At 38.7% G+C, this 21,455-nt stretch carries 21 protein-coding genes; all 21 read right to left on the bottom strand.

All coding sequences use genetic code 11. The features are described from left to right. Position 1: 1 nt before the first annotated feature. On the bottom strand, positions 2-313 hold the full coding sequence (locus tag BLV53_RS05265; protein WP_090298121.1) for an indolepyruvate ferredoxin oxidoreductase subunit alpha: 312 nt from the start codon (positions 311-313) through the stop codon (positions 2-4). After that, complete coding sequence (locus BLV53_RS05260; RefSeq protein ID WP_090298118.1) at positions 313-2,040, bottom strand: adenylyl-sulfate reductase subunit alpha; 1,728 nt, start codon at positions 2,038-2,040, stop codon at positions 313-315. The genes BLV53_RS05265 and BLV53_RS05260 overlap by 1 nt, the downstream gene beginning before the upstream one ends. Positions 2,041-2,049: 9 nt before the next feature. Then, a complete protein-coding gene (locus tag BLV53_RS05255; protein ID WP_090298115.1) occupies positions 2,050-3,111 on the bottom strand; it encodes a sulfate/molybdate ABC transporter ATP-binding protein in 1,062 nt (353 codons plus the stop codon). Between the two features lie 14 nt (positions 3,112-3,125). Then, the gene (gene cysW, locus BLV53_RS05250) at positions 3,126-3,956 is read right to left on the bottom strand and encodes a sulfate ABC transporter permease subunit CysW (RefSeq protein ID WP_090298112.1); all 831 of its coding nucleotides are present in this window, start codon (positions 3,954-3,956) and stop codon (positions 3,126-3,128) included. A 9-nt stretch (positions 3,957-3,965) separates the two neighbouring features. After that, positions 3,966-4,799 carry a sulfate ABC transporter permease subunit CysT gene (cysT, locus tag BLV53_RS05245; RefSeq protein ID WP_090298109.1) on the bottom strand — a complete coding sequence of 278 codons (834 nt, stop codon included), beginning with the start codon at positions 4,797-4,799 and terminating at the stop codon, positions 3,966-3,968. A 56-nt stretch (positions 4,800-4,855) separates the two neighbouring features. Then, positions 4,856-5,959, bottom strand: a complete 1,104-nt coding sequence (locus BLV53_RS05240) for a sulfate ABC transporter substrate-binding protein (RefSeq protein ID WP_090298106.1) — start codon at positions 5,957-5,959, stop codon at positions 4,856-4,858. 199 nt (positions 5,960-6,158) lie between these two features. Continuing rightward, on the bottom strand, positions 6,159-7,412 hold the full coding sequence (gene hemL / locus BLV53_RS05235; protein ID WP_090298103.1) for a glutamate-1-semialdehyde 2,1-aminomutase: 1,254 nt from the start codon (positions 7,410-7,412) through the stop codon (positions 6,159-6,161). 2 nt (positions 7,413-7,414) lie between these two features. Then, positions 7,415-8,386 (bottom strand): porphobilinogen synthase, encoded by a 972-nt coding sequence (gene hemB / locus BLV53_RS05230; RefSeq protein WP_090298100.1) that lies wholly within the window; start codon positions 8,384-8,386, stop codon positions 7,415-7,417. Further along, positions 8,373-9,497, bottom strand: a complete 1,125-nt coding sequence (gene hemA, locus BLV53_RS05225) for a glutamyl-tRNA reductase (protein ID WP_090298096.1) — start codon at positions 9,495-9,497, stop codon at positions 8,373-8,375. Before hemA ends, hemB begins: the two co-directional genes overlap by 14 nt. A gap of 353 nt (positions 9,498-9,850) precedes the next feature. Next, a complete protein-coding gene (locus tag BLV53_RS05220) occupies positions 9,851-10,282 on the bottom strand; it encodes a pyridoxamine 5'-phosphate oxidase family protein (protein WP_090298093.1) in 432 nt (143 codons plus the stop codon). 24 nt (positions 10,283-10,306) lie between these two features. Beyond that, positions 10,307-11,224, bottom strand: a complete 918-nt coding sequence (locus BLV53_RS05215; RefSeq protein ID WP_090298090.1) for an ABC transporter ATP-binding protein — start codon at positions 11,222-11,224, stop codon at positions 10,307-10,309. Positions 11,225-11,235: 11 nt separating this feature from the next. Next, a complete protein-coding gene (locus tag BLV53_RS05210; RefSeq protein WP_090298088.1) occupies positions 11,236-11,997 on the bottom strand; it encodes an ABC transporter permease in 762 nt (253 codons plus the stop codon). Positions 11,998-12,006: 9 nt separating this feature from the next. Continuing rightward, positions 12,007-13,095 carry an ABC transporter substrate-binding protein gene (locus BLV53_RS05205; protein WP_090298085.1) on the bottom strand — a complete coding sequence of 363 codons (1,089 nt, stop codon included), beginning with the start codon at positions 13,093-13,095 and terminating at the stop codon, positions 12,007-12,009. Positions 13,096-13,158: 63 nt separating this feature from the next. Further along, positions 13,159-14,427: a radical SAM protein gene (locus tag BLV53_RS05200; RefSeq protein WP_090298082.1), complete on the bottom strand. Its 1,269-nt coding sequence runs from the start codon at positions 14,425-14,427 to the stop codon at positions 13,159-13,161. Positions 14,428-14,792: 365 nt separating this feature from the next. After that, entirely contained in the window at positions 14,793-15,425 is a 633-nt protein-coding gene (locus BLV53_RS05195) for a helix-turn-helix domain-containing protein (protein WP_090298079.1), read from the bottom strand. A gap of 1 nt (position 15,426) precedes the next feature. Beyond that, positions 15,427-16,083, bottom strand: a complete 657-nt coding sequence (locus BLV53_RS05190) for a DUF3990 domain-containing protein (RefSeq protein ID WP_090298076.1) — start codon at positions 16,081-16,083, stop codon at positions 15,427-15,429. Positions 16,084-16,166: 83 nt separating this feature from the next. Further along, positions 16,167-17,531, bottom strand: coding sequence for an MATE family efflux transporter (locus tag BLV53_RS05185; protein WP_090298073.1), 1,365 nt, complete (start codon positions 17,529-17,531; stop codon positions 16,167-16,169). 12 nt (positions 17,532-17,543) lie between these two features. Continuing rightward, positions 17,544-18,803: a radical SAM protein gene (locus tag BLV53_RS05180; protein ID WP_207646220.1), complete on the bottom strand. Its 1,260-nt coding sequence runs from the start codon at positions 18,801-18,803 to the stop codon at positions 17,544-17,546. Between the two features lie 14 nt (positions 18,804-18,817). Continuing rightward, positions 18,818-19,588, bottom strand: coding sequence for an ABC transporter ATP-binding protein (locus BLV53_RS05175; RefSeq protein WP_090298070.1), 771 nt, complete (start codon positions 19,586-19,588; stop codon positions 18,818-18,820). A 12-nt stretch (positions 19,589-19,600) separates the two neighbouring features. Continuing rightward, the gene (locus tag BLV53_RS05170; RefSeq protein ID WP_090298067.1) at positions 19,601-20,383 is read right to left on the bottom strand and encodes an ABC transporter permease; all 783 of its coding nucleotides are present in this window, start codon (positions 20,381-20,383) and stop codon (positions 19,601-19,603) included. Between the two features lie 8 nt (positions 20,384-20,391). Further along, positions 20,392-21,396 (bottom strand): ABC transporter substrate-binding protein, encoded by a 1,005-nt coding sequence (locus BLV53_RS05165; RefSeq protein WP_090298065.1) that lies wholly within the window; start codon positions 21,394-21,396, stop codon positions 20,392-20,394. Between the last annotated feature and the right edge of the window lie 59 nt (positions 21,397-21,455).

Here is a 21,455-nt window from a genome sequence, read left to right as displayed (position 1 = left end):
TCTAATATTTATTGGATTCCTTGGTATTGACTGTGATAGTTTTGGTGGTGCCTTCAGGGGATGTGACAATCCAGTGTCTTTCATCACCCTGCTCATTTACCGAAAGAATTGAACCCTTGCCGCCAATATCTGCCCCGAGGAAAAACTGGATTGCGCCAGTCTTGCATTCCTTTAGACAAGATGTGCAGCCCCAGCAATCCTTTGGTCTATTTATGTATGCCCTGCCATCTACAAGCTTGATAAGATTGCCAGGACATACCTCCACGCACCTTTTGCATCCCACGCAGGAAGGGGTATTTATTCTGATACTCATTAAAGCTCACCTCCTGCGTAAAGTAATGCTCCATCATGGTTAAATGAAAATACAAGTGGCTCATAATCATCAACCACAAGTGGTCTTTTGATGATTTTAAGCTGACCGTTTTCCAGTACTGAATTGATGTAGGCCTCGTAATCCTTATTAACCTCTGGATAACTCATATTTTCTCCAAAGCTGTGCCATCTGGTTTCTTTTCTGGCTCTTAAATGTGCGATTAATGACAGGCTAAGGTCGAGGCGCTCTTTTATCTCGTATATCTGTAGAAGCTCGTCTGTATTTTTAGCTTCAAGGGCGCTTAGCACATCATAAAGTCCCTTGATTTTTTCCTCTGCCAGATTAAGACCTGTCTCGTTGTACTGATAGCCCTTTGTGATTCCGCCTGCGTACTCATCCATGATTTTTTGCATGGCTTCCTCAAGCTGTTCAATGGAAATATTCGTATTTACGTTATTCAAAAATTGATTGTATTCACTGATGATGTTTTTCCAGCTGTCGTCTGATTCTGGAGATAAATCATTTTTTAGATAATCTGCAATGCTTAAGGCTGCAAGCTTGCCCTCTGCCAAGGCTCCTGTCACATACTTTTGTGGAGCACCGCCTGCCACGTCTCCTGCTGCATAAAGGCCCTGAACTGTGGTGGCTCTATTGTTGTCCACCCAGTATCCGCTGGCTGTATGTCCGCCTACGATGTATGGCTCAGTACCTTCGATTTCTACATTTTGTTCAGCTGGTCCCTGACCGCCCTCAAGCCATTTCAGAGTCTGAGATGGTGCCATGTTTAGATATGCTTTGTAAAGCTCATCCTCCTGCTGTGGTGAAATTTCATCTGTCTTCAAATAGCATGGACCATGGCCTTGTCGGTTTTCTTCTGTGGTGCCGTATACTCTCTCACAGGTTGCAACGCCGTATTTGGTCTCGTAGATTTCTCCTAAACCATTCATTTGCTTTGCCCTAACGCCTTGAGCGATAGTGCCTGTTGGTGCTATGGTGTCCTTGCATCGAAGTGCTATAAAACGCATTTCAAGTGTGGTCATCTCAGCACCTGCTTTTATACCCATGGCATAGCCTGCACCTGTGTTAAAAGGTGGATACCACATTTTATGACGGGAAAATCCTGGATTGTTTGGTCTATAAAGGCCTGCTGCACCACCTGTTGCAACTAGGACTGCCCCGGCGTAAAACACGTAAGCCTTGCTTTCATTTACGTCAAAGCCTACTGCACCCTGCACTCTATTGTTTTTTACAAGTAAATCAGTGATATTTACATGATTAATGACAGAAACATTTTCAGAATCCTGTGCCATTTTGGCCAAAATAGGCTTGATGTTTTCACCGTTGATTTTTATGTTACGATTTCCTCTGGTGACGTATTTTCCGTTTTCATCCTTTAAGATAACAAGACCGTTATCCTCTAAGGTATGTGTCACCTCGTTTAGATTTTCAGAAATAGATAAAAGTAAATCCTCACGAACAATGCCCTTGGCGTCCTGCTTGCAGTAGTCCACGTAGTCCTGTGGGACACGACCTTCTGTAATGTAGGCATTGATGGCATTAACTCCTGCTGCAAGACAGCCACTCCTTTTAATATTTGCTTTTTCAACGATTAGAACCTTGTGTTCACCAGTTATCCCCAATGTATAGGCAGCGTAGCATCCTGCGGTGCCGCCGCCTATTATCAATACATCAGTATTTTTTATTTCAACCTGTAATTCTTTTTCCATAAACATTCCTTAAATAACTATTGCCTCGTCTGCAAGTGAGCTGTTGGTAGCGAGTATTACCTCGTCCCCTTGCACTACGTATATACGATATATGAATACATCAACAGTCTCTCCAACCTTAATTTCTGGATTATTTATGCTTCTGATGGCAGAAATCAGATTGTCATGGATTCGCACCTTGACCTCGATGTTGCTACCTCTAAAGATAATATCTTCAACTACTGCCTCTTCTGCAGAATTGGCAAACTGTACGCTTTCGCCCTTTTTAAATATGCTTACAAACTCTGGTCTAAGATATGCAACAGAAGTCTCCCCTGTTTTATCGAAATAGCGGAACTTATCGTAGTTTTTAACCTCAACTGAATTTCCAATAAACTGTGCTACAAATGGTGTGGCTGGATTTTTATATAGCTCCTGTGGAGTGCCTGACTGCTCTACCCTGCCCTGATTGGTAACGATGATTTCATCTGCCACCTCAATGGCTTCATCCTGATCATGGGTGACAAATATGCTTGTGATATTTAGCTTTGTAATCATCTGTCTAAGCCAGGTTCTAAGCTCCAGACGTACCTTGGCATCGATGGCTGCAAATGGCTCATCCAACAGTAGTATCTGAGGATTTGGTGCCAAAGCTCTGGCAAAGGCCACTCTTTGCTTTTGTCCACCTGAAAGCTGGCTAGGATATCTTTTTTCAAGACCTTCACAGTTGATAAGTGTCAAAAGCTCTGTTACACGCTCCTTGATTTTATCCTCAGGCACCTTTTTTACACGAAGACCAAAGGCAATGTTGTCGTAGACATTCATATATCTAAACAATGCATAGTTTTGGAATACAAAACCTATTCCTCTCTCGCTGCCAGGTACGTTATTTACCACCTTGCCATCTATAACAATTTCTCCGGAATCAGGCTGTTCTAAGCCTGCTATCATTCTAAGGATTGTGGTTTTACCACTTCCCGATGGACCAAGTAAGGCTACAAGCTTTCCCTTTTCAATTGAAATATTTATATCCTTTGATGCGTGAAATTTTTTGAAATGTTTATTTATGTCATGAAGCTCAACGTAAGCCATATTTTTCACCCCTTTTATTTATTCAAATCAAGTTCTTTTCTGCCGTGTTTTTCAATAACAAGTCTTAAAATCAAAACTATTATAGCCAGTACCACGAGAATGGAAGATGCTGCAAATGCTCCAGTGAAATCATAGCCCTGATACAAAAGCTCTATGTAAAGGGGCAATGTGTTTGTTTTTCCCCTAAGATGACCAGATAAAACTGATACTGCTCCGAATTCTCCCATGGCGCGCGCTGTACAAAGTACAATGCCATAAAGAAGAGCCCATTTGATATGTGGGAAGGTAACCTTTCTGAAAATAGTAAAGGTGTTTGCCCCCATAATGGCGGCAGCCTCTTCTTCATCCGTGCCCTGTGCTGTAAGGACTGGAATAAGCTCCCTTGAAATAAATGGGAATGTAACAAAAATTGTTGCAAGTACAATACCAGGTACTGCAAATATGATTTGGATGCCATAGGAATCAAGTATTGGATATAGACTACTCTGACGGCCAAAGGTTAGAACATAGATAAGACCTGCTATAATAGGTGAAACCGTGACTGGCAAATCAATAAAGGTAGATAAAAGCTTTTTTCCTTTAAATGCGTATTTTGTAATAAGCCAGGCAGCGGCTACTCCGAATATCGTGTTTACGATAACCGCAAATACGGTGGCTTCAATTGTAAGCAGCGCCGCCTTTATAGCATATTCATCTGTTACCGCATTTACGTATCCTGCTATGCCTTCCTTTAAAGCTGTGATAACTATGTAAATCAGGGGTAGTATCAAAAATACCCCAAGAAATATAAAGCTTATAGTTACTAAAATATATTTTAGTGCCTTGTTTTCTTTTCTTAAATCCATGAGCCTCACCTATGCCTTTCCGTTTACTCTTTTTGACACCACGCTTTGAGCGATAGCATTTATTGAAAGAATAATTACTGCTATTCCAAGCATTACAAGTGCAATGGAAGTAGCTGCCGAATAATCATATTCCTGAAGCTCTGCCATTATAAGAAGTGGCGCAATTTCTGTTTCATAGGGTGTGTTTCCAGCTATGAAAACTACGCTGCCGTATTCGCCTATAGAACGAGCAAAGGCTAAAGTAAAGCCTGATATAATGGCAGGAAGTATCTCTGGGAAAATAACCTTTCTAAAGGTTGTTTTTGAATCTGCACCTAAGATAAAGGCTGCCTCCTCATATTGAATATCAATTTTTTCCAAAACCGGCTGAACACTTCTTACTACAAATGGTATTCCAATGAAGATAAGAGCAATTGTGATACCGATTCTGGTGTAGGCAATCTTTATTCCAAACAGGTTATAAAAAATCTGTCCTACCCAACCATTTGTGGTAGTTAAATGTGTAAGGGAAATGCCGGCAACTGCTGTTGGAAGTGCAAATGGAAGCTCTATAATTCCGTCTATGAATTTTTTGCCCTTGAAATCATATCTGACCAGAATCCAGGCAAGTATCAAGCCCATCACAACATTTACCAGAGATGCAAAAAATGCCGTAGATATGGAAACAAAATATCCTGAGAGAATTCTGGGTCTTGTTACCGTATATACGAATTCAGAAAATGAAAGCTTTGCAGAAAAGACTACCAGCGAACAAAGTGGAATCAAAACTACGATGCTGAGTATTGTTATTGTGATTCCCATTGATATGCCAAATCCTGGTATTACGCTTCTTCTTTTATTCATGCCATTAATCCTCTCTGTAAAGCCTTGGAACAGGTTGCCCTGCTCCAAGAAATTTTTTACTGCTCGTAAATTCTGTCGAAGTTTGCGCCGTCTGCAAAATGATCAGCTCTAGCTTTTGTCCAGCCACCGAAGTGATTGATATCTGTTAAAGTAATGTTGTCGTTAATCCACTTGCCATCTGCTGGAACCTCTGTGATTGTGTTTGAATCTGTACTAGATACATACTTGTCATAGATTGATTTTGTGCTTGGACGATAATAGTTTTCAGCTTCAATCTGCTGTGCCTCATCAGAGTAGAGATAGCTTAAATATTCCTTTGCAACATCTTCTGTGCCATGTTTTTTAGCTACTTCATCAACTACAGCAACTGTTGGCTGGCAAAGGATTGATACTGAAGGAACTACGATTTCGTATTCTCCTGGGTATTCCTTAAGTGAAAGGAATGCTTCGTTCTCCCATGCGATAAGTACATCACCCTGTTTATTTTCAACGAAGGATGTAGTAGCACCTCTTGCACCTGAATCAAGAACAACTACGTTGCTGTAAAGCTGCTTGATTGAATCAAGAATCTGGCTGTCGTTCTGCCCCGCCTGCTCGAAGTAGTACCATGCTGCAAGATAGTTCCACATTGCACCGCCTGATGTCTTAGGGTTTGGTGTGATAACTCCAACATCCTTTCTGGTTAAATCGTTCCAATCGTAAATCTTTTTTGGATTACCTGAGCGAACTAAAAATACGATTGTTGATGTGTATGGTGAGCTATCTACATCAAACTCTGCTGTAAAGCCATCATCTATAAGTCCTGCATCTGCAACTACCTGTACATCACCTTCAAGTGCAAGTGTAACTACATCTGCTTCAAGACCGTTTGCAACCTCAAGTGCCTGCTTTCCAGAACCACCGTGTGACTGTGTAACCTCTACAGTCTGACCAAATTCTTCCTGATAGTGCTTTGCAAATACTTCGTTATAAGCTGCATATAATTCTCTTGTTGGATCATAAGAAACATTTGTAAGCTCTATAACCTCACCTGCACTTGATGCTTTTATTTCATCTGAACCTTCAGCTACTGATGCGCTGCTGGCACTATTTCCACAACCAAGTAAAGAAGCCCCAATCGCTGCTACAACTATAAGTGACAAAAATCTCTTCTTTTTCATATCAATGACCTCCTGCATATTTTCCTATTTCCTATCTATCTACTAGGTTGATAGGATTATATTCTAGAAATGCCTCAAATTCAATATTTCTGGTTCCTAAAGAAAATGAGAGCCCGCTATAAAATGGGTTTATAGCAAGCTCTCATGTAAATGGTTAAGGCCGACTGTCCTGAGATGACAGCCGGCCTTTTGGTAATCATTATATGTTTTGAATTGCTTTAATTGTTTTATCTAAATCATCCTCTGTGTGGGCATCAGATACAAACATAGCCTCAAATTGGCTAGGGGCTACATAAATGCCCTGGGATAACATACTTCTAAAATATGCTGCAAATTTATTTGTATCGCATTTTAAAACATCAGCATATGATACTACTGGCCCTGATGTAAAAAATGGTGATAGCAAAGATCCCACTCTATTTACAGTGAAGCCTTTTTCAAGATATGCTTCTTCAAGCTTTTTCGCATAGCTATCGATGCGGTCATATATGGCTTTGTCTGATTTTAAAGCCTCAAGCTGCTTAATACCTGCAGTGACAGCTATAGGATTTCCTGACAAAGTCCCCGCCTGATAAACGCTACCAACTGGGGCGACCACATTCATAATATCAGCCTTTCCCACGTATGCTGCAAGTGGCATTCCACCGCCTACTATTTTTCCAAAGGTAATCATATCTGGCTGAATTCCAAAGTATTCTGAGGCTCCACCAAAGGCTAATCTAAAGCCAGTAATAACCTCATCAAAAATAAGCAATGAATCATTTGCTTTTGTTATATCACGCAGAAACTGAAGGAAGCCTTCCTTTGGTGGAACCACTCCCATGTTGGCGCTGACAGGCTCTACTATAACGGCTGCAATCTCACCTGGATTGGCTTTAAACAAAGCCTCAACTGATGTCGCATCGTTGTAGTCTGCTAAAAGTGTAGTGGCGGTATAGCCCTTTGGAACTCCTGCTGAATCAGGGTTTGATTCTGTGAGAAGTCCTGAGCCTGCTGTCACAAGAAGTCCATCACTGTGACCATGATAATTTCCGCGGAATTTTATTATTTTATCCCTGCCTGTGTAACCTCTGGCAACTCTGATGGCACTCATAACAGCTTCTGTACCGGAATTAACCAGGCGTACCTTATCCATAAATGGAACAGCCTCAAGGATAAGCTTTGCAAGAACTGTTTCATTTTCAGTAGGAGCACCGTAGGAAAGACCATTGTCACAGGCCTTTTTTACAGCCTCTATTACAGGTGGATAGGCGTGGCCTAATATCATAGGTCCCCATGAACACACGTAATCTACGTATTCATTTCCATCCACATCAAAGATATGACTGCCCTTGGCATTTTTTATAAAGACAGGATTTCTTTCAACTGCCTTAAAGGCTCTGACTGGTGAATTAACTCCACCTGGAATCACCTGTTTTGCATCATCAAATAAAGCTTCAGATCTATCACTCATGATTATAAATCCTCTTCCTCTAAAAACTTTGCCACATCAAGAGCATGATAAGTGATGATTCTGTCAGCACCTGCTCGTTTCATGGCTATCATATTTTCAAGAACTATTCTTTTTTCGTCAATCCATCCATTGGCTGCGGCCGCTTTTACCATGGAATATTCGCCGCTGACATTGTAGGTAATGAAAGGCACGTCAAAGCATTCTCTGGCTTCCTTCATGATATCAAGGTATGCAAGAGCAGGCTTTACGATAATCATATCTGCCCCCTCTTCCAAATCGTCCTCTATTTCACGCATTGCCTCACGACCATTTGCAGGGTCCATCTGGTAGGATTTTCTATCTCCAAAATGAGGTGCAGAGCCTGCTGCATCTCTGAATGGTCCATAGTAGCCTGATGCAAATTTAGCACTGTAGCTAAGAATTGGAGTGTTAATAAAACCTGCCTCATCAAGCGATTCCCTAATAGCTGCAACTCTGCCATCCATCATGTCTGATGGTGCCACAATATCAGCTCCAGCACGAGCCATAGAAACTGCCATTTTTGCAAGGAGTGGCAGTGTTTCATCATTTAAAATATGACCTTCACAAACAAGACCACAGTGACCATGTGAAGTGTATTCACAAAGGCAAACGTCTGCAATTACAATTAAAGAAGGATATTTTTCCTTGATATGTCTGATGCATCTTTGGGTGATGCCGTTGTCATCATAGGCACCGCTTCCTTTTTCATCCTTGTGTTCAGGAATGCCAAACAGTAAAACTGCAGGTATTTTGGCAGCCTTTACTCTATCAAGCTCTTCATCTATTTTATCTAAAGAATACTGATAAATCCCAGGCATTGAAGGCACTTCATTTTTGATGCCATCTCCTTCTATTACAAATAAAGGATAAATCAAATCCTTTACACTAACTTCGTTTTCTCTAACAAAGCTTCTCATTTCTTTCGTCTGTCTTAATCTTCTAAATCGTCTCATTTTCCACTTCCTGCATTTTATTTAAAACATTTATAAAGCTCTCAAATTCATCTGATGAAGCCATATCTCTAAATTTGTAAACAAAGTGTTCAAAGTCTTCTGTGCGATACTTTTTCATTTTCTGGAAGGACTCTCTATTGTTATGGAAGGTTAATTCCTTAAGTAAGTCATCCATTTCATCTTCAAGGATTGCCTCGCCACTTTCTTTTTCTTTGATTTTAAGGCGGTTATTTTCCTTGGCAATGGCTGTGAAATCATCGATGGAAATTAACTGGGCTCCATCTATTTTTGTGATATCTTCGTCGATATCTCTAGGCACTGCTAAGTCTATAAATAGCCTTTCTCTATCGTCAAGCTCTAGGCTTTTAAGCTTGCCGTAGGTGATAGTATAGTGAGGGCCTCTTGTGGCTGATACTATCACATCCATGTCCTTGATGTAGTTATACCTGTCGGAATAAGGAATGGATAAAGCATTGGGATTGCTGATATGGTGGATATGTTTAGTAGCATAAATCTGGCAATCGCCGTAAGACAAAAGATTCAGCATAACCTTGTTTCCTGTGTCGCCTGTGGCTCCCATAATCATAACCTTTTTCATGCCACGTTTGTAGTTATGAATTTTGGTAGCTGCAAGGGATGCTATAGATACAGATGTCTTTGAAAGTTTCGTCTTTGTCTTTATCTTTTTAGCACAACATATCGCCGCCTGAAAAATAGTATTTAGTTCGTAATTCGTATATCCGTTATCCTTGGAAAAATGATAAGCAGTCTTAATCTGTCCTAGTATCTCATCTTCCCCAAGCACCATGGAATCAAAGCCTGCTGCCACATGAAACAAATGAGCCACTGCACCCTTTTCATCAAAAAATAACAGCTGCTCTTTTAGCTCATCTATATCAACGTCTGCCATTTCAGCAAGTAGTCTAACCACCTTTGAGGCCTTTCCCATGCCATAAACCTCGCAGCGATTGCAGGTGCTTAAGTACACACACTGCTCAAAGCCAAGCTCCTTTAATCTATTTAAAAATACAAGCTTTTTTTCATCATCAAAAGACAGCTTTTCTCTAAATTCTGCCTTTGCTTTCTTGTGGTTTAGAGATACTACAAACATAACATAATCCTTTTAAAAATACTGTATGATTGTGCCTTAAGCACAGCTTCTCTTTACTATAATTATAATTACCTATCCGGTCAATAGGTTTATTCATATAAAAAATAATAGCCAGCTATCAAATTTGTTGATAGCTGGCTACTATACAGAGCTCCTGTTCCAATTAGTCCATATTAAGCAATGCATGTGCGGTTAGTCCCTCACTACTTTTTTGAAATTTGTACACATTTTACCTGTAAACACTCCTATATAGCATCTGAAGAAAATCATGAATATAAGCATGACAAATATAGAGTAGAGATATTGTTATATTTCCAGAGGTCATATCTCTTTTCATATAATTGCCACCTATCCTACACCAGCTCATCAGCTGAGATAACTAGCTGCTTTGTCTCAGCTGCGAAATCCAATACTTTAATAGAATCTGTTGTTACCTTGAAAATTACATTCACCTGAGGATCATAGTTTAACTGTGGTCTACGCTCCTTAATGAGATTTGCAGCCTGTTCGGCTTCTGTTTTACCAAGCTTTTCGGCTCTTCCGTAAATTGTAATATTCTTTGGCGCCTGCTGCCCTTCATGCTGAAACAGCAATGCCACATTATTGTTATTTTCTATTTCCTTTGACTTATCTGTATCAAATCTTGTCGAAAAAAGGATATCCTTACCATCAATTGTATATCCACCGATATGACGAAGATTTGGATTTCCCACCTCGTCTACTGTAGAAAGCACAAGGCTTTTGTTGTCATAAATATAGTCTCTGATTTCTTTGTAATTTGCCATTTTCTCTTCTCTCCTTTAAAACTGTTATACTGCTATTGATTTATCAATCTTATCGTCCTCATATGAGGCTACATTGCCTGCATTTAGCTTAGCTACCTTCTCATGTTTTTCCTTTGATGACCTGATTGCATTTTCCAGCTTCTCAGTGGTGTACTTTATAAAATCACCGATTCTTTTATCATTCACATCTCTAGGATATATATAAGGCACATTAATTTTTTCAACTATGCTTGCATCAGGTGCCACGGAGAAAATACTAATATTTTCACCTAAGTAAACAGCCTCTGAAATATCATGGGTAACAAATAATATCGTTTTGCCTGTCTTCTTCCAAATTCTGATAAGCTCATCCTGTAAAGTACGTCTGGTCTGAGCATCAAGTGCTCCAAAAGGCTCATCCATAATGAGTACTTCAGGATTTGCTGCAATGCTTCTGGCAATCTGTACTCTTTGCTTCATACCTCCGGAAAGCTCATCTGGGTATTTATGCTCATGGCCTTTGAGACCAACAAGTTCAATTGCATCCAACGCTATTTTCTTTCGTTCCTCTTTTTTCACTCCTCTCATTCTTAAACCATATTCCACATTTTTCTGGACTGTAAGCCATGGGAAAATAGCTGAATCAGCATTTTGAAAAACCACTCCTCGTTCTGAGCCAGGGCCTGATATTTCCTTGCCATCAAGCTGTACTGAACCTTCTGTTTTTCCTAAAAAGCCAGCTACAATATTTAATAGAGTAGTTTTTCCACATCCACTTGCACCAAGGAATACATGAAATTCACCTTCTTCAATTTCAAGGTTTACATCCTTAAGTACATAGTCCGTTTCATGACCCACAAAATTGTCATGTGCACTATTTCCTTTTGTGAATAAAAGGGCCTTGTTTTCTACATCATATTTCTTACTTATATGTTGAATTTTGATTTTTGCATTTTCTGACATAAGCGCCTCCTTTATCCTGTTACTCCATAGTGTTTCAGGGATTTCTTTGCCAAAACTCTAAGAGACTTGTCTGCAAAAAATCCTAGAACACCAAGTGTTACTATTCCTACAAATATCCAGTCTGTCCTGTAATATAATCTGGATGTGTATACCAGATATCCAAGTCCACTGTTGGCTGCAAGCATTTCAGCTCCGACTATTGAAATGATTGCCGTGCTAAGTCCAAGTCTTGCTCCAGTTAGAATGCTTGGCACCGCTCCTGGCACTGTCACTGTGACAAAAGATTGTAGCTTATTTGCCCCAAGGGACTCAGCTGCCTGATATTTCACAGGATTAATTGTATTCACACCAGCTATGGTATTGATAATGATAGGGAAAATTGAAGCGTAAGTTATCAAAATAAGCTTTGATTCCTCTCCTACGCCAAACCACATTAGAAAAAGAGTTAAAAAACCAATAGCTGGTACGAATCGAAAGAAGTTAATAAATGGTTCAATAAACCAGTTCACTATTTTGAATCTGCCAATTAAAAGGCCAATTGGGATACCAATCAAAAGCGCTCTGCTCCAGCCAAGCAGGACTCGCTGTACGCTGATGCTGACATCTTCCCAAAGCTTTCCATTTAGTAGTATTTCCTTAAAACCTGCAAATGTTTCTACTGGACTTGGAAAAAATGCTTCTGTGTATGCTAGTGATACCAGCCCCCATATTACAAATAGTACTGCCCAGGAAATCACACCACTTTTAATGATTTTTCTTGTAATATTGTTCATAGGCGCCTCCTATTTTGCCTGCCAGGTCACTTCATCAGGTGAAACCAGGGCTAAAGCATCTGTATTGATATAATCTGTAAAATCATACTCTGTAGGGAAGTTGCCATTTTTGTAGCACCAATCTTCTACCTTTAGCAGATCCTCATAAGCATCCTGAGAGAAGAAATACTTGTGTGTTGCTTCCTTCCATCCTTTAATTACCAATTCTTTATCTAATCCAATATCTGCCTGAACCCAATCTGCAAATTCATCAAGATTTGCATCGATGTATTCAAATGCTTCGTCGCTCACAGCTAAAAACTTGGCTACTTCAGCTTTATGCTCTTCCAAATATGAATTATTAGCTACAAGATATGAATACATTGTTGCATCTACATCTGCAATATTTACAAGGGGCTTCCAGCCTACTTCTTCAAACTTCCCAGCGATTTGGTTATTAGCCCAATAGCTATCAGCACCATTTGTTGATGCAAGGGCGATTGCTTCCTGAGCACTTGAAACATTGACAATATTTACCTTAGATTTATCAATATCATAGGTTTCAAAAAGCTTTCCATAATCATATTCAAATACAACGCCTGCCATTGAGACTGCTGTTCTGCCCTCTAAATCCTTTGGCTCCTTGATTGTTTCTGGATTTACATAAAGGTTATAGGCTGTAGATTTCCTGATAGTAGCAAAAGCTCTAAGCTGTGTATCTGCCAGTGTATTTCCGATTCTGTTAACACCTGCATAATCTGCAAAAAGTCCAACATCCAATTGGTCTGTAGTGATAGCATCTATCGTATTTATTCCTGCAGCAAATTCGGTGGTCTCAAGGTTAATCCCTTTATCTTTTAAAAACCCGGTATGATTATCAAGAATCTTAAGATATTGATTGTTATCTCCTGAGTTAACTCCAACTCTTATAGTGAACTCTCCCACATCATCAATGTTAAAATTATCTGCACTAATATCCGCATTTACGTTTTCATCCTCAGCTAAGGATGCTCCTGCCTCAATGACATCTGAACTTTCAGTGCCACATCCGACCACAGCCACTCCCATTAATGCTGCTGTTGCTATGGCTACGATTCTCTTTATATATTTATTTTTCATACAATCCTCCTATACGCAAAAAGGCCCCCTCATTTGAGGAAGCCTCCAGTCTTTCTGGTCAGCCTATGCAGTTTTTTCTGCCAGCTTTGAATCATTTTTGCCTACTACGCTATCTTCACCTACAAAGTGAACTCTATCTGCCTCGTGACGAGGAATATCAAGATGATCACCATCCAAATCATAGAAGTAATCAAATATTGAATTCTCCACATTTGCTGAGTGATACAAATCTTTATGTGTAAGTCCATTCTGTCTCAGTAGTGTATATGTCTTTTGATATAAATCAAAATACCACTCTGGTGTAGGCGCTCTATGTCCCTCAAGCTCTGAGCCTGGATTTGGTGTCCAGTGAAGTGGAATAGCTACAACACCAAGCTCTGTAAGATACTGAATGCCCTCTAACAATGTAGATTTTGGTTCAATACCTGCAACAAAGAATGAACGAACATTTCCTTTACCAAATACTTCAACTTCTCTCTTAAGTGCATTAATCCAGTTTTGTCTTCCACCACAAATCTGGTCTTTACCTGGGCAAATAGTTTTAAAGAAGTTTTCATCCCAAACCTCAAGGTTGGTTGAAATGGCACGATAGCCAGCTTCCTTGTATTTTTCAATTACTGCTAAATCACTAGGAGCACCTACGCATGCTGTTCCACCAAAATCCTGAAGACCTGTAAGATCCTGGATTGCCTCAGCCACATCTATATAGTATTCAACCTCGCGACGTTCAGGGACAAATCCACCTGTGATTGTGATTGACTCATAGCCCTCTTCTCTTGCCTTTGCATATGTCTCTGCAATTTGAATAGGTGTCTTCCAAGAAATACCCTGAACATCTGCAAAACGACTCTTTGTAGCATTGATATTACAGAACTTACAATCCAATCCCTTGTCCTTAAGGGCACATTCATTACTGTAGGCAACTGTAACCTTTGTTTTACCAACCTCGTTGGCTATGGTCTTCATATTTACACCATCTGAGGTTTTGAAATTATAGAATTTTGGTTTTTCCAAAAATGAAATCTCACTGATCTGATTACCTTTTTCTGTAAGATAATATTTGCCATTATCATGTTCAATAGAAAATGGAGCATCATGCTTGTATGACAATCTAATCCTATAGTTACTATCCAGTCTGAAGCCTACAGGAAGCTTTGACTTTAAATATGTTTCGTGATTCATATCAAAACATGTTCTCATCTGCTCCTGAACCTGATTTTCAAAGTCCAGTGTTGAAACCACTTCCGGGCTAATGTATACACCCTCGTTTGTGATTCTATTGTCCAGTTCAAGTTGCTGAAATAATTCTTCTCTTGTTATTGGTCGTGACATTTTTTCTCCTTTACTTTTTGAATATATTAATAGTTTTGCAAAACGATTTTTTATTTACCTGAAATAAAAAAGGGTTTAAGACCAGGCTAAATAGCCCTGTCTTAAACCTCTAGTTGTCTAGTCAGTATAAAACCTTCCTTAAATCTTTATTCTTTTAAATATTCTGTACAACAACAAAGGGACATACAAATTTCCTTAACCATTAATGTATTTAATTCTCTACACTTTAATGACTTCATTTTATTAATGCACTCCATTCGCAAGTTGTTGTTTTAGAATGATTAGATTATATTCAACCATGGTATTCAGGTCAATATAGCTGGTTCATGGTAATTATAATAACCGGCTATAAATATATACTATAACTAAATTAGATCCTCAATATCACATTTAAGCGTTTTAGAAAGGGCTAAAACTGTGGAAGCAGAAGCTTTGTTCAATTCTTTTGCCCCTATCTCATATTGCTGAAGAGTCCTAAGATTAATACCTGATTCTTTAGCCAGCTGGCTCTGAGACAATCCCAAAGCCTTTCTGTATGCCTGAAGTCGTCTTACTGTAGCTGAAGCATCTTTTTTCATATCGATATAATCCACTATTTTTTCTTCATCCATTTCATGATAAGGATGATATTTGGACTTAAGCTCTTCCATCGTTATTATATTTTGAATATCTCTAAATCTTTTATTGGTACACCATTGGTAGTAAGCTAATACCCAGCCGGTCCAGTATTCCTCCGTAGGTTCTTTATAAATAGGCTTAGGCATAATAACCTTTGATGCATTGGTTTTAGATACAACATCAGCAACTAATTCCGCACCAGACTTTCCAGAAACATATTTAGGATTACCTATTTCAAACTGAACAGCAATCCCCGAAATAATAAAAAGCTTTAAGAAGTAATCCAGTTGAAACTTATATACGCTTGCTGCTGTATCAAAAGCATCTGCAAGATTTTCCATAGCATCTGATAGATAGATTTTATTGTAGGGATGTGCCATCTTACATCTCCTCCTGTCTTATCAAATCCAAAATATATACCCCATCTCTATCCATAGCATTAGTGATTATTTCATAATCCGCTCTAGCTTTAGTATCTCTTTGATTCTTTTTTGAATAATACTCGGTATTATCCACTGGCAATGCCTCAATAAAATCCAATTTTGTGAAAGCATTTTTACTTTTGATAAAATACTGAGTCCCTAAATCACCAAGATACATTGCCTTTTCAAGCTGAGCTACGCTTATAGAATTTGATATGAATGCCCTGGCAAATGAAAAATAAGAATCATCAGCCCTATATCCCAACACCACATCATAATCATCTAGAGATATATGATAATGCCGCTTCAGATATTCCATTCCTTCAATGGCAACAGGAGCTTTAGCATTTAAAACTCTATGCTCCAATAGAACTGTAAGCCAATACAAAATACTATAATCATCACTATTAAGATCTAGTACTTTTAGGCCTTTTATATCTAGTTCATAGACGTTTACAAAACCATCTCTTCCTTCATCTACTGCCCATTCCTTTGCAAGTTCAATATATCTGGTGCAATAGAACCCTTTGCCATAGTCGTTATAAGCTTTTCCTAAATTAAATTTAGGCTCAGAGACAATTTTATCTGAGCCATGATATAGAGTAATCTTATTCATTTTTTCTCCTATACTTCTCTGGAAGTATAATCATTATAACTCCTTGGAAGTATAGATTCAATCATTTCCATTCAAACTCATTTTTAGCTCCTTCCTTTAAATATTTTAATTTTTAAAATTGGGTCTCTGGCATTTTGAAACAGCCTAACATATCGCAGGTATCCGATTGCCAACCCAACTGCCCAGCCTATTGGCCAGGCATATGGTATATATCTCAAGCCTAAAAAAAATGCCAACACGTATCCAAATGTAACTCTACAGAATAGATTTAAAGTAAAACTTTCCATAAATCCTTTGACATCAGCAGCGCCTCTGATTACTCCGTTATACACCTGCAATACCCCTTGGATGATTTGAAATAGGCATGTAATTCGTATGTATCTAAGTCCAAAACTAATTGCTTCAATATTGTTTTTATTAGAAATGAACAAAGCGATAATTTTCTCACCAAATCCATATACCAAAACAAGAATAAATATTGAAAAACAGATATCTAATAATATCGCAGCAGAAATCCCCTCCGTTACTCTATCCTTTTTATTGGCGCCTAGATTTTGTGCTGTAAATGTAGTAACTGCATTTCCTATATCCATAACCGGCATAGATACCAGCCCAAAAATCTTTGTTGCTGCAATATAGCCCGCCATAACATTTACCCCATAATGATTTATCAGGGATTGCATCAAAGTAACCCCAATAGCAATTACACTTCTTTGCAGTACGGCAGGAAAACTTTCTCTAATTATTTTGTTTTGTTGTGCTATATCATATTTGTAATCTTCTCTTACTTTAATCTGCCTTAGCAGCTTTGTAATCATTATCGTTCCCCAGGCAAAACAAATAACCTCTGAAATCACAGTAGCAACTGCCGCTCCAAGAATTCCTAGATTTAAATATTTAACTAGGATAATATCCAAAAATACATTTATAAAAGTTGAAACTATAAGAGAATAAAAAGTGGTCCTAGAGTCTCCCAAAGCCTGCGAAATGGCTATGATAATGTTAAATAAAAATAGAAAAATCAACCCACAAAAATAGATACGTAAATAAATATTTGCTTCTTCTATCAGCTCTGCCGGCGTATTTGTTACAGTTAATATCCAGTTGGTAAATATAAGGCCTAATATCGTAAATACGATACCCAGTAAAAACGCTAGGATTACACCAGTTTTTATTCCCTTTTTTACTTGAACGATATCCTTTTTTCCAAATGAAGTTGCAATAACAACATTAGTTCCCATATTTAGACCAACTGCAATATTTATCAGCAGAACAACTGAATTGCTTGCACTGCCAACAGCGGCCATTGCATTGACACCGGCATATCTGCCAACTATATAAATATCTGCCAAATTATATAGCTGCTGGAGCATATTTCCAGCAGCTATATACAGTGAAAACTTGAATAATACTCTATACGTATCTCCCTTTGTCATATCAGTTATCATATTAAGCCCTCACTATACAGCAACAGCCTCCTGAATAAACTCTTCAGCTGTAATGATACGGTTTGTTCCTGTTACAATTTCACTTGTTGGAATGCCCTCGTATAATCGGAACAAATCGTGAGCTACAGAATCACTACCGGCTGTTGCATCTGCAAACTGTTGCCAGGTAAGACCATTATTTCTATAAAGGGCAACTGCCTTCTCGAAAACATCCCAGTGCCACTCTGCATTTGGCGTTCTGTGTCCCTCTAAAGCTGAACCGCAGTTTGGATTCCACTGACTAGGCAGTGCCACAACTCCATGCTCAACCAAAAACTGTAAACCCTCTAATGTATCCTGCTTTGGCTCGATACCTGAAACCATAGTAGAGCGTACATTGAATTTACCAAAAACATCGACCTCATATAAAAGAGCTTTAATCCAGTTTTCTCTTCCACCACAGTACTCTGTCTTTCCTGGGCAGATGACGTCAAACATTTTAGGATTCCATATTTCAATGTTGCTGGCGATTGTTTTAAAACCTGCCTGCTTGTAGTTCTCAAATACGGAAAAGTCAGTTGTTGCTCCAACACAGGCTGTTCCATTAAAGTCCTGTAAGCCTGTAGCTTCCTGGATAGCTTCTGCAACATCGATATAGTATTCAACTTCACGACGTTCCGGAATAAATCCACCACTGACCGTCATCTTGTTAAAGCCTTCCTTGTAGCCTTCGGCAATAGTCTCTCCAATCTGTTTAGGAGTCTTCCATGAAACCTGATCTCGCTCGCCATAGAGTGACTTTGTAGCATTGATATTGCAGAATAAGCAATCCAATCCCTTATCCTTTAAAAAGCATTCATTACTATATGAGACAAACATATGGCCATAACCGTAATCTACCGCTACAGTTTTCATAAGTGTTCCATCAGATGTTTTCTTATCATAGTATTTTGCTCTTTTGGCAAAGCTTACATTATCTAGAACAATGTTTCCCTGATACTCAACAAAAAATCTTCCATCCTCATACTTAAGTGTATATGGACTGCTTTTGTCCCATACAACCCGTATCTGATAGCCACCTTTAGGTGTTATAAAGCAGACTGGGAAATTGTACGAAACATGGGCATGTCTATCAGAAGAAAATAATACATTGACCTGTTCCTTATACTTGGTACCAAGCTCCAGATTTTTGAAAATATCTGGTGGAAAATTAATACCATAAACCTGTAGCTCATTTTTTAACTGAATTTCTGCCAGTAATTCTTTGTCTATTTCAACATTTCTTTCTGCCATTTTATTCTCCTTTTCTAAATTACGTACTCTGCTAATTCCTCTGTTTCTTCAAAAAACTCTGAATAAACTTTTCTTCGTATATAAGCGAAGTCCGTACCTGTTCTATTTCTCTTGCGAGGCAGTTCAACAGGAATCACCTTCTTTACTACACCAGGTTTGCTTGACATGACTACTACTCGATTTCCCATATAAATCGCCTCGTCTATATCATGGGTTACTATGATTAATGTTGTTTTCTTTTTCTCCCAGATTTTCAGGACCTCATTCTGGAGATTTATTTTTGTAAATGCATCAAGTGCTCCAAAGGGTTCATCCAAAAGCAACGCCTTTGGCTCGTTTATAAGTGAACGGGCTATATTTACACGCTGCTGCATACCTCCTGATAGCTGATGGGGTAAAGCTTTCTCAAAACCTGTCAAGCCAACAAGGTCAATGTAATACTTTACCTTTTTCTTTTTCTCTTCCTTTGTTAATTTATCTGTAATACCAAATTCAATATTTTTCTCAACCGTACTCCATGGAAACAGCCTAGGTTCCTGAAAGACAACTCCTATATCTTTCTTTGTTGAACCGTCAACAGTTTTACCATCAATTACGACTTCTCCACCTGTGGCAAAATCGAGTCCAGAAATTATTCTTAGTAGTGTACTTTTGCCACATCCACTGCCGCCTACAATACTAATAATCTCACCATCAGCAATAGATAAATCCACGTCCTTAAGTACTTCAATATTTGAATTTTTTATAGGAAACACTTTTTTTACATTCTTTATTTCTATACCCATAATGTCCTCCTATCATTTAGCATTTGGCACCCAATAAATTGCTTTTTTCTGCAAATTGATTACCAAAAGTTCAATTATCAATCCAAAGATACCCATTGAAAAAACGCCAATAAACAATGTTGCCGGTTGAGCCATCTCGCGACCATATGAAATCAGATAGCCTATACCTGATGAAGCCGCAATCATCTCAGCTGCAACCACACAAGTCCAAGAGCTTGATACGCCTAAACGAAGTCCTGTAAAAATGTATGGCGCTGCAGAGGGAAAAATAATCCTGAACAACACTTCTCTTTTTGATTTGTCAAAAATGGTTCCTACTTCTAACAGCTTTGGATCTGTAGTGGAAAGTCCTGCAATGGTATTTATCAATATTGGCCAAAAGCTTCCAAGTGTTATAACAGCTACCTTTGATGTCTCACCAATTCCCAATGAAAGAATGAATAAAGGAATCAATGCAATTGCAGGTATTGGTCTTAACATTCCAATGAGAGCCACTGTGGACTTTTTTGCTCCGGCAAATAATCCTATGATTGTTCCAGTTGTAATCCCAAGTAGACTACCAATAAAAAATCCTTTAAATACTCTTCCAAAGCTGGAAAGCACATGGTTTAAATACTTTCCACTCAAAATCATTTCCTTCCAGCTTGAAAATAACCTTTGCGGTGTGGGAAATATTGAATTATTTAAAGCACCGGAGTTAGTGCCTATTGCCCATAAAACTACGAGTATTGCAGGTATCCATATTGCTAGTAGAAAAGAACCACTATATTCCTTAAATTTAGAATCTTCCTTCATACTCTCTCCTAACGTAAGCCTGCCTTCTCTAGAAATTCAAAACTAATATAATCGTTAACATCAAAGTCATTTTCAATGAGTCCATACTGAGCTGATTGTGCTTCGCCATCTACTAACGCCTTAATATCTGATTCTGTAAAGTTAACTCTCTGATCAGCTAATTCAAGATTGGTTATTGTAGTCTGCTTATCTGTACCATCTGCCTCATAGACAATATCAGCTGCTTCTTCCGGATTCTCTTCTGCCCATTTAGCGGCCTTATCCCATGCTCTTAAAAGCTTTGCCAACTCCTCAGCATGCTCTTTGCCATAGGCAGTTCTTGCAACACTAATACTTACATAGTCTTTGTAGCCCTCTGCATCTGTAACAATATGAACACCATTTTCTTTTGTAGCTACACTTCTAAAATGAGGCTCGTAAACAACCGCTGCATCAATATCCCCTGCTATAATACTTGTCTCAGCATCTACAACACCTAAGTTGATTACCTCTACATCACTATCTGTAAGACCTACTGAATCCAAATAGATATAAAGTAATGGCTGAGCATTTGAGCCAACTGGAACAGAAACCTTCTTGCCTTTTAAATCCGCAAGTGTTTTAATTCCTGAATCTTCTCTTGCAATTAAACCATGACGTTTATTTGAGGCAGATGTAGTAGAAATAATTTGAATATCAAGCCCGTTTGAAATACCTGAAAATGCAGGTTGATCCCCCATAAAACCTACGTCCAAATCCTCCGATGTAAGAGCCTCGATAATTGGTGGACCATAACTGAATACCTGTGCTTCCACCTTTAAGTCCTCTTCATCATAAAAACCCTTAGCTTTTGCCACATTATTTAAAATATCACCCGGCTGTGCACCTAAACGTACAACATTGTCTCCAGCATCACCTTCGATTTTCGCACCGGACTCAATCACATCTTCCCCATTTTTATTCGCAGTTTCTCCGCATCCCACCATTGAAAGTGCTAAAACTGCTGCCAACATAATCATTATTCTCTTCTTCATAAATTAATCCTCCTGTTTTTTAGAAAATATAAACCCGTAATTATTTGCGACACTGGCTT

The organism is Pseudobutyrivibrio sp. ACV-2, from assembly GCF_900107545.1.
Lineage (GTDB): Bacteria > Bacillota > Clostridia > Lachnospirales > Lachnospiraceae > Pseudobutyrivibrio.
This window is presented reverse-complemented; position numbering and strand designations above follow the sequence as displayed.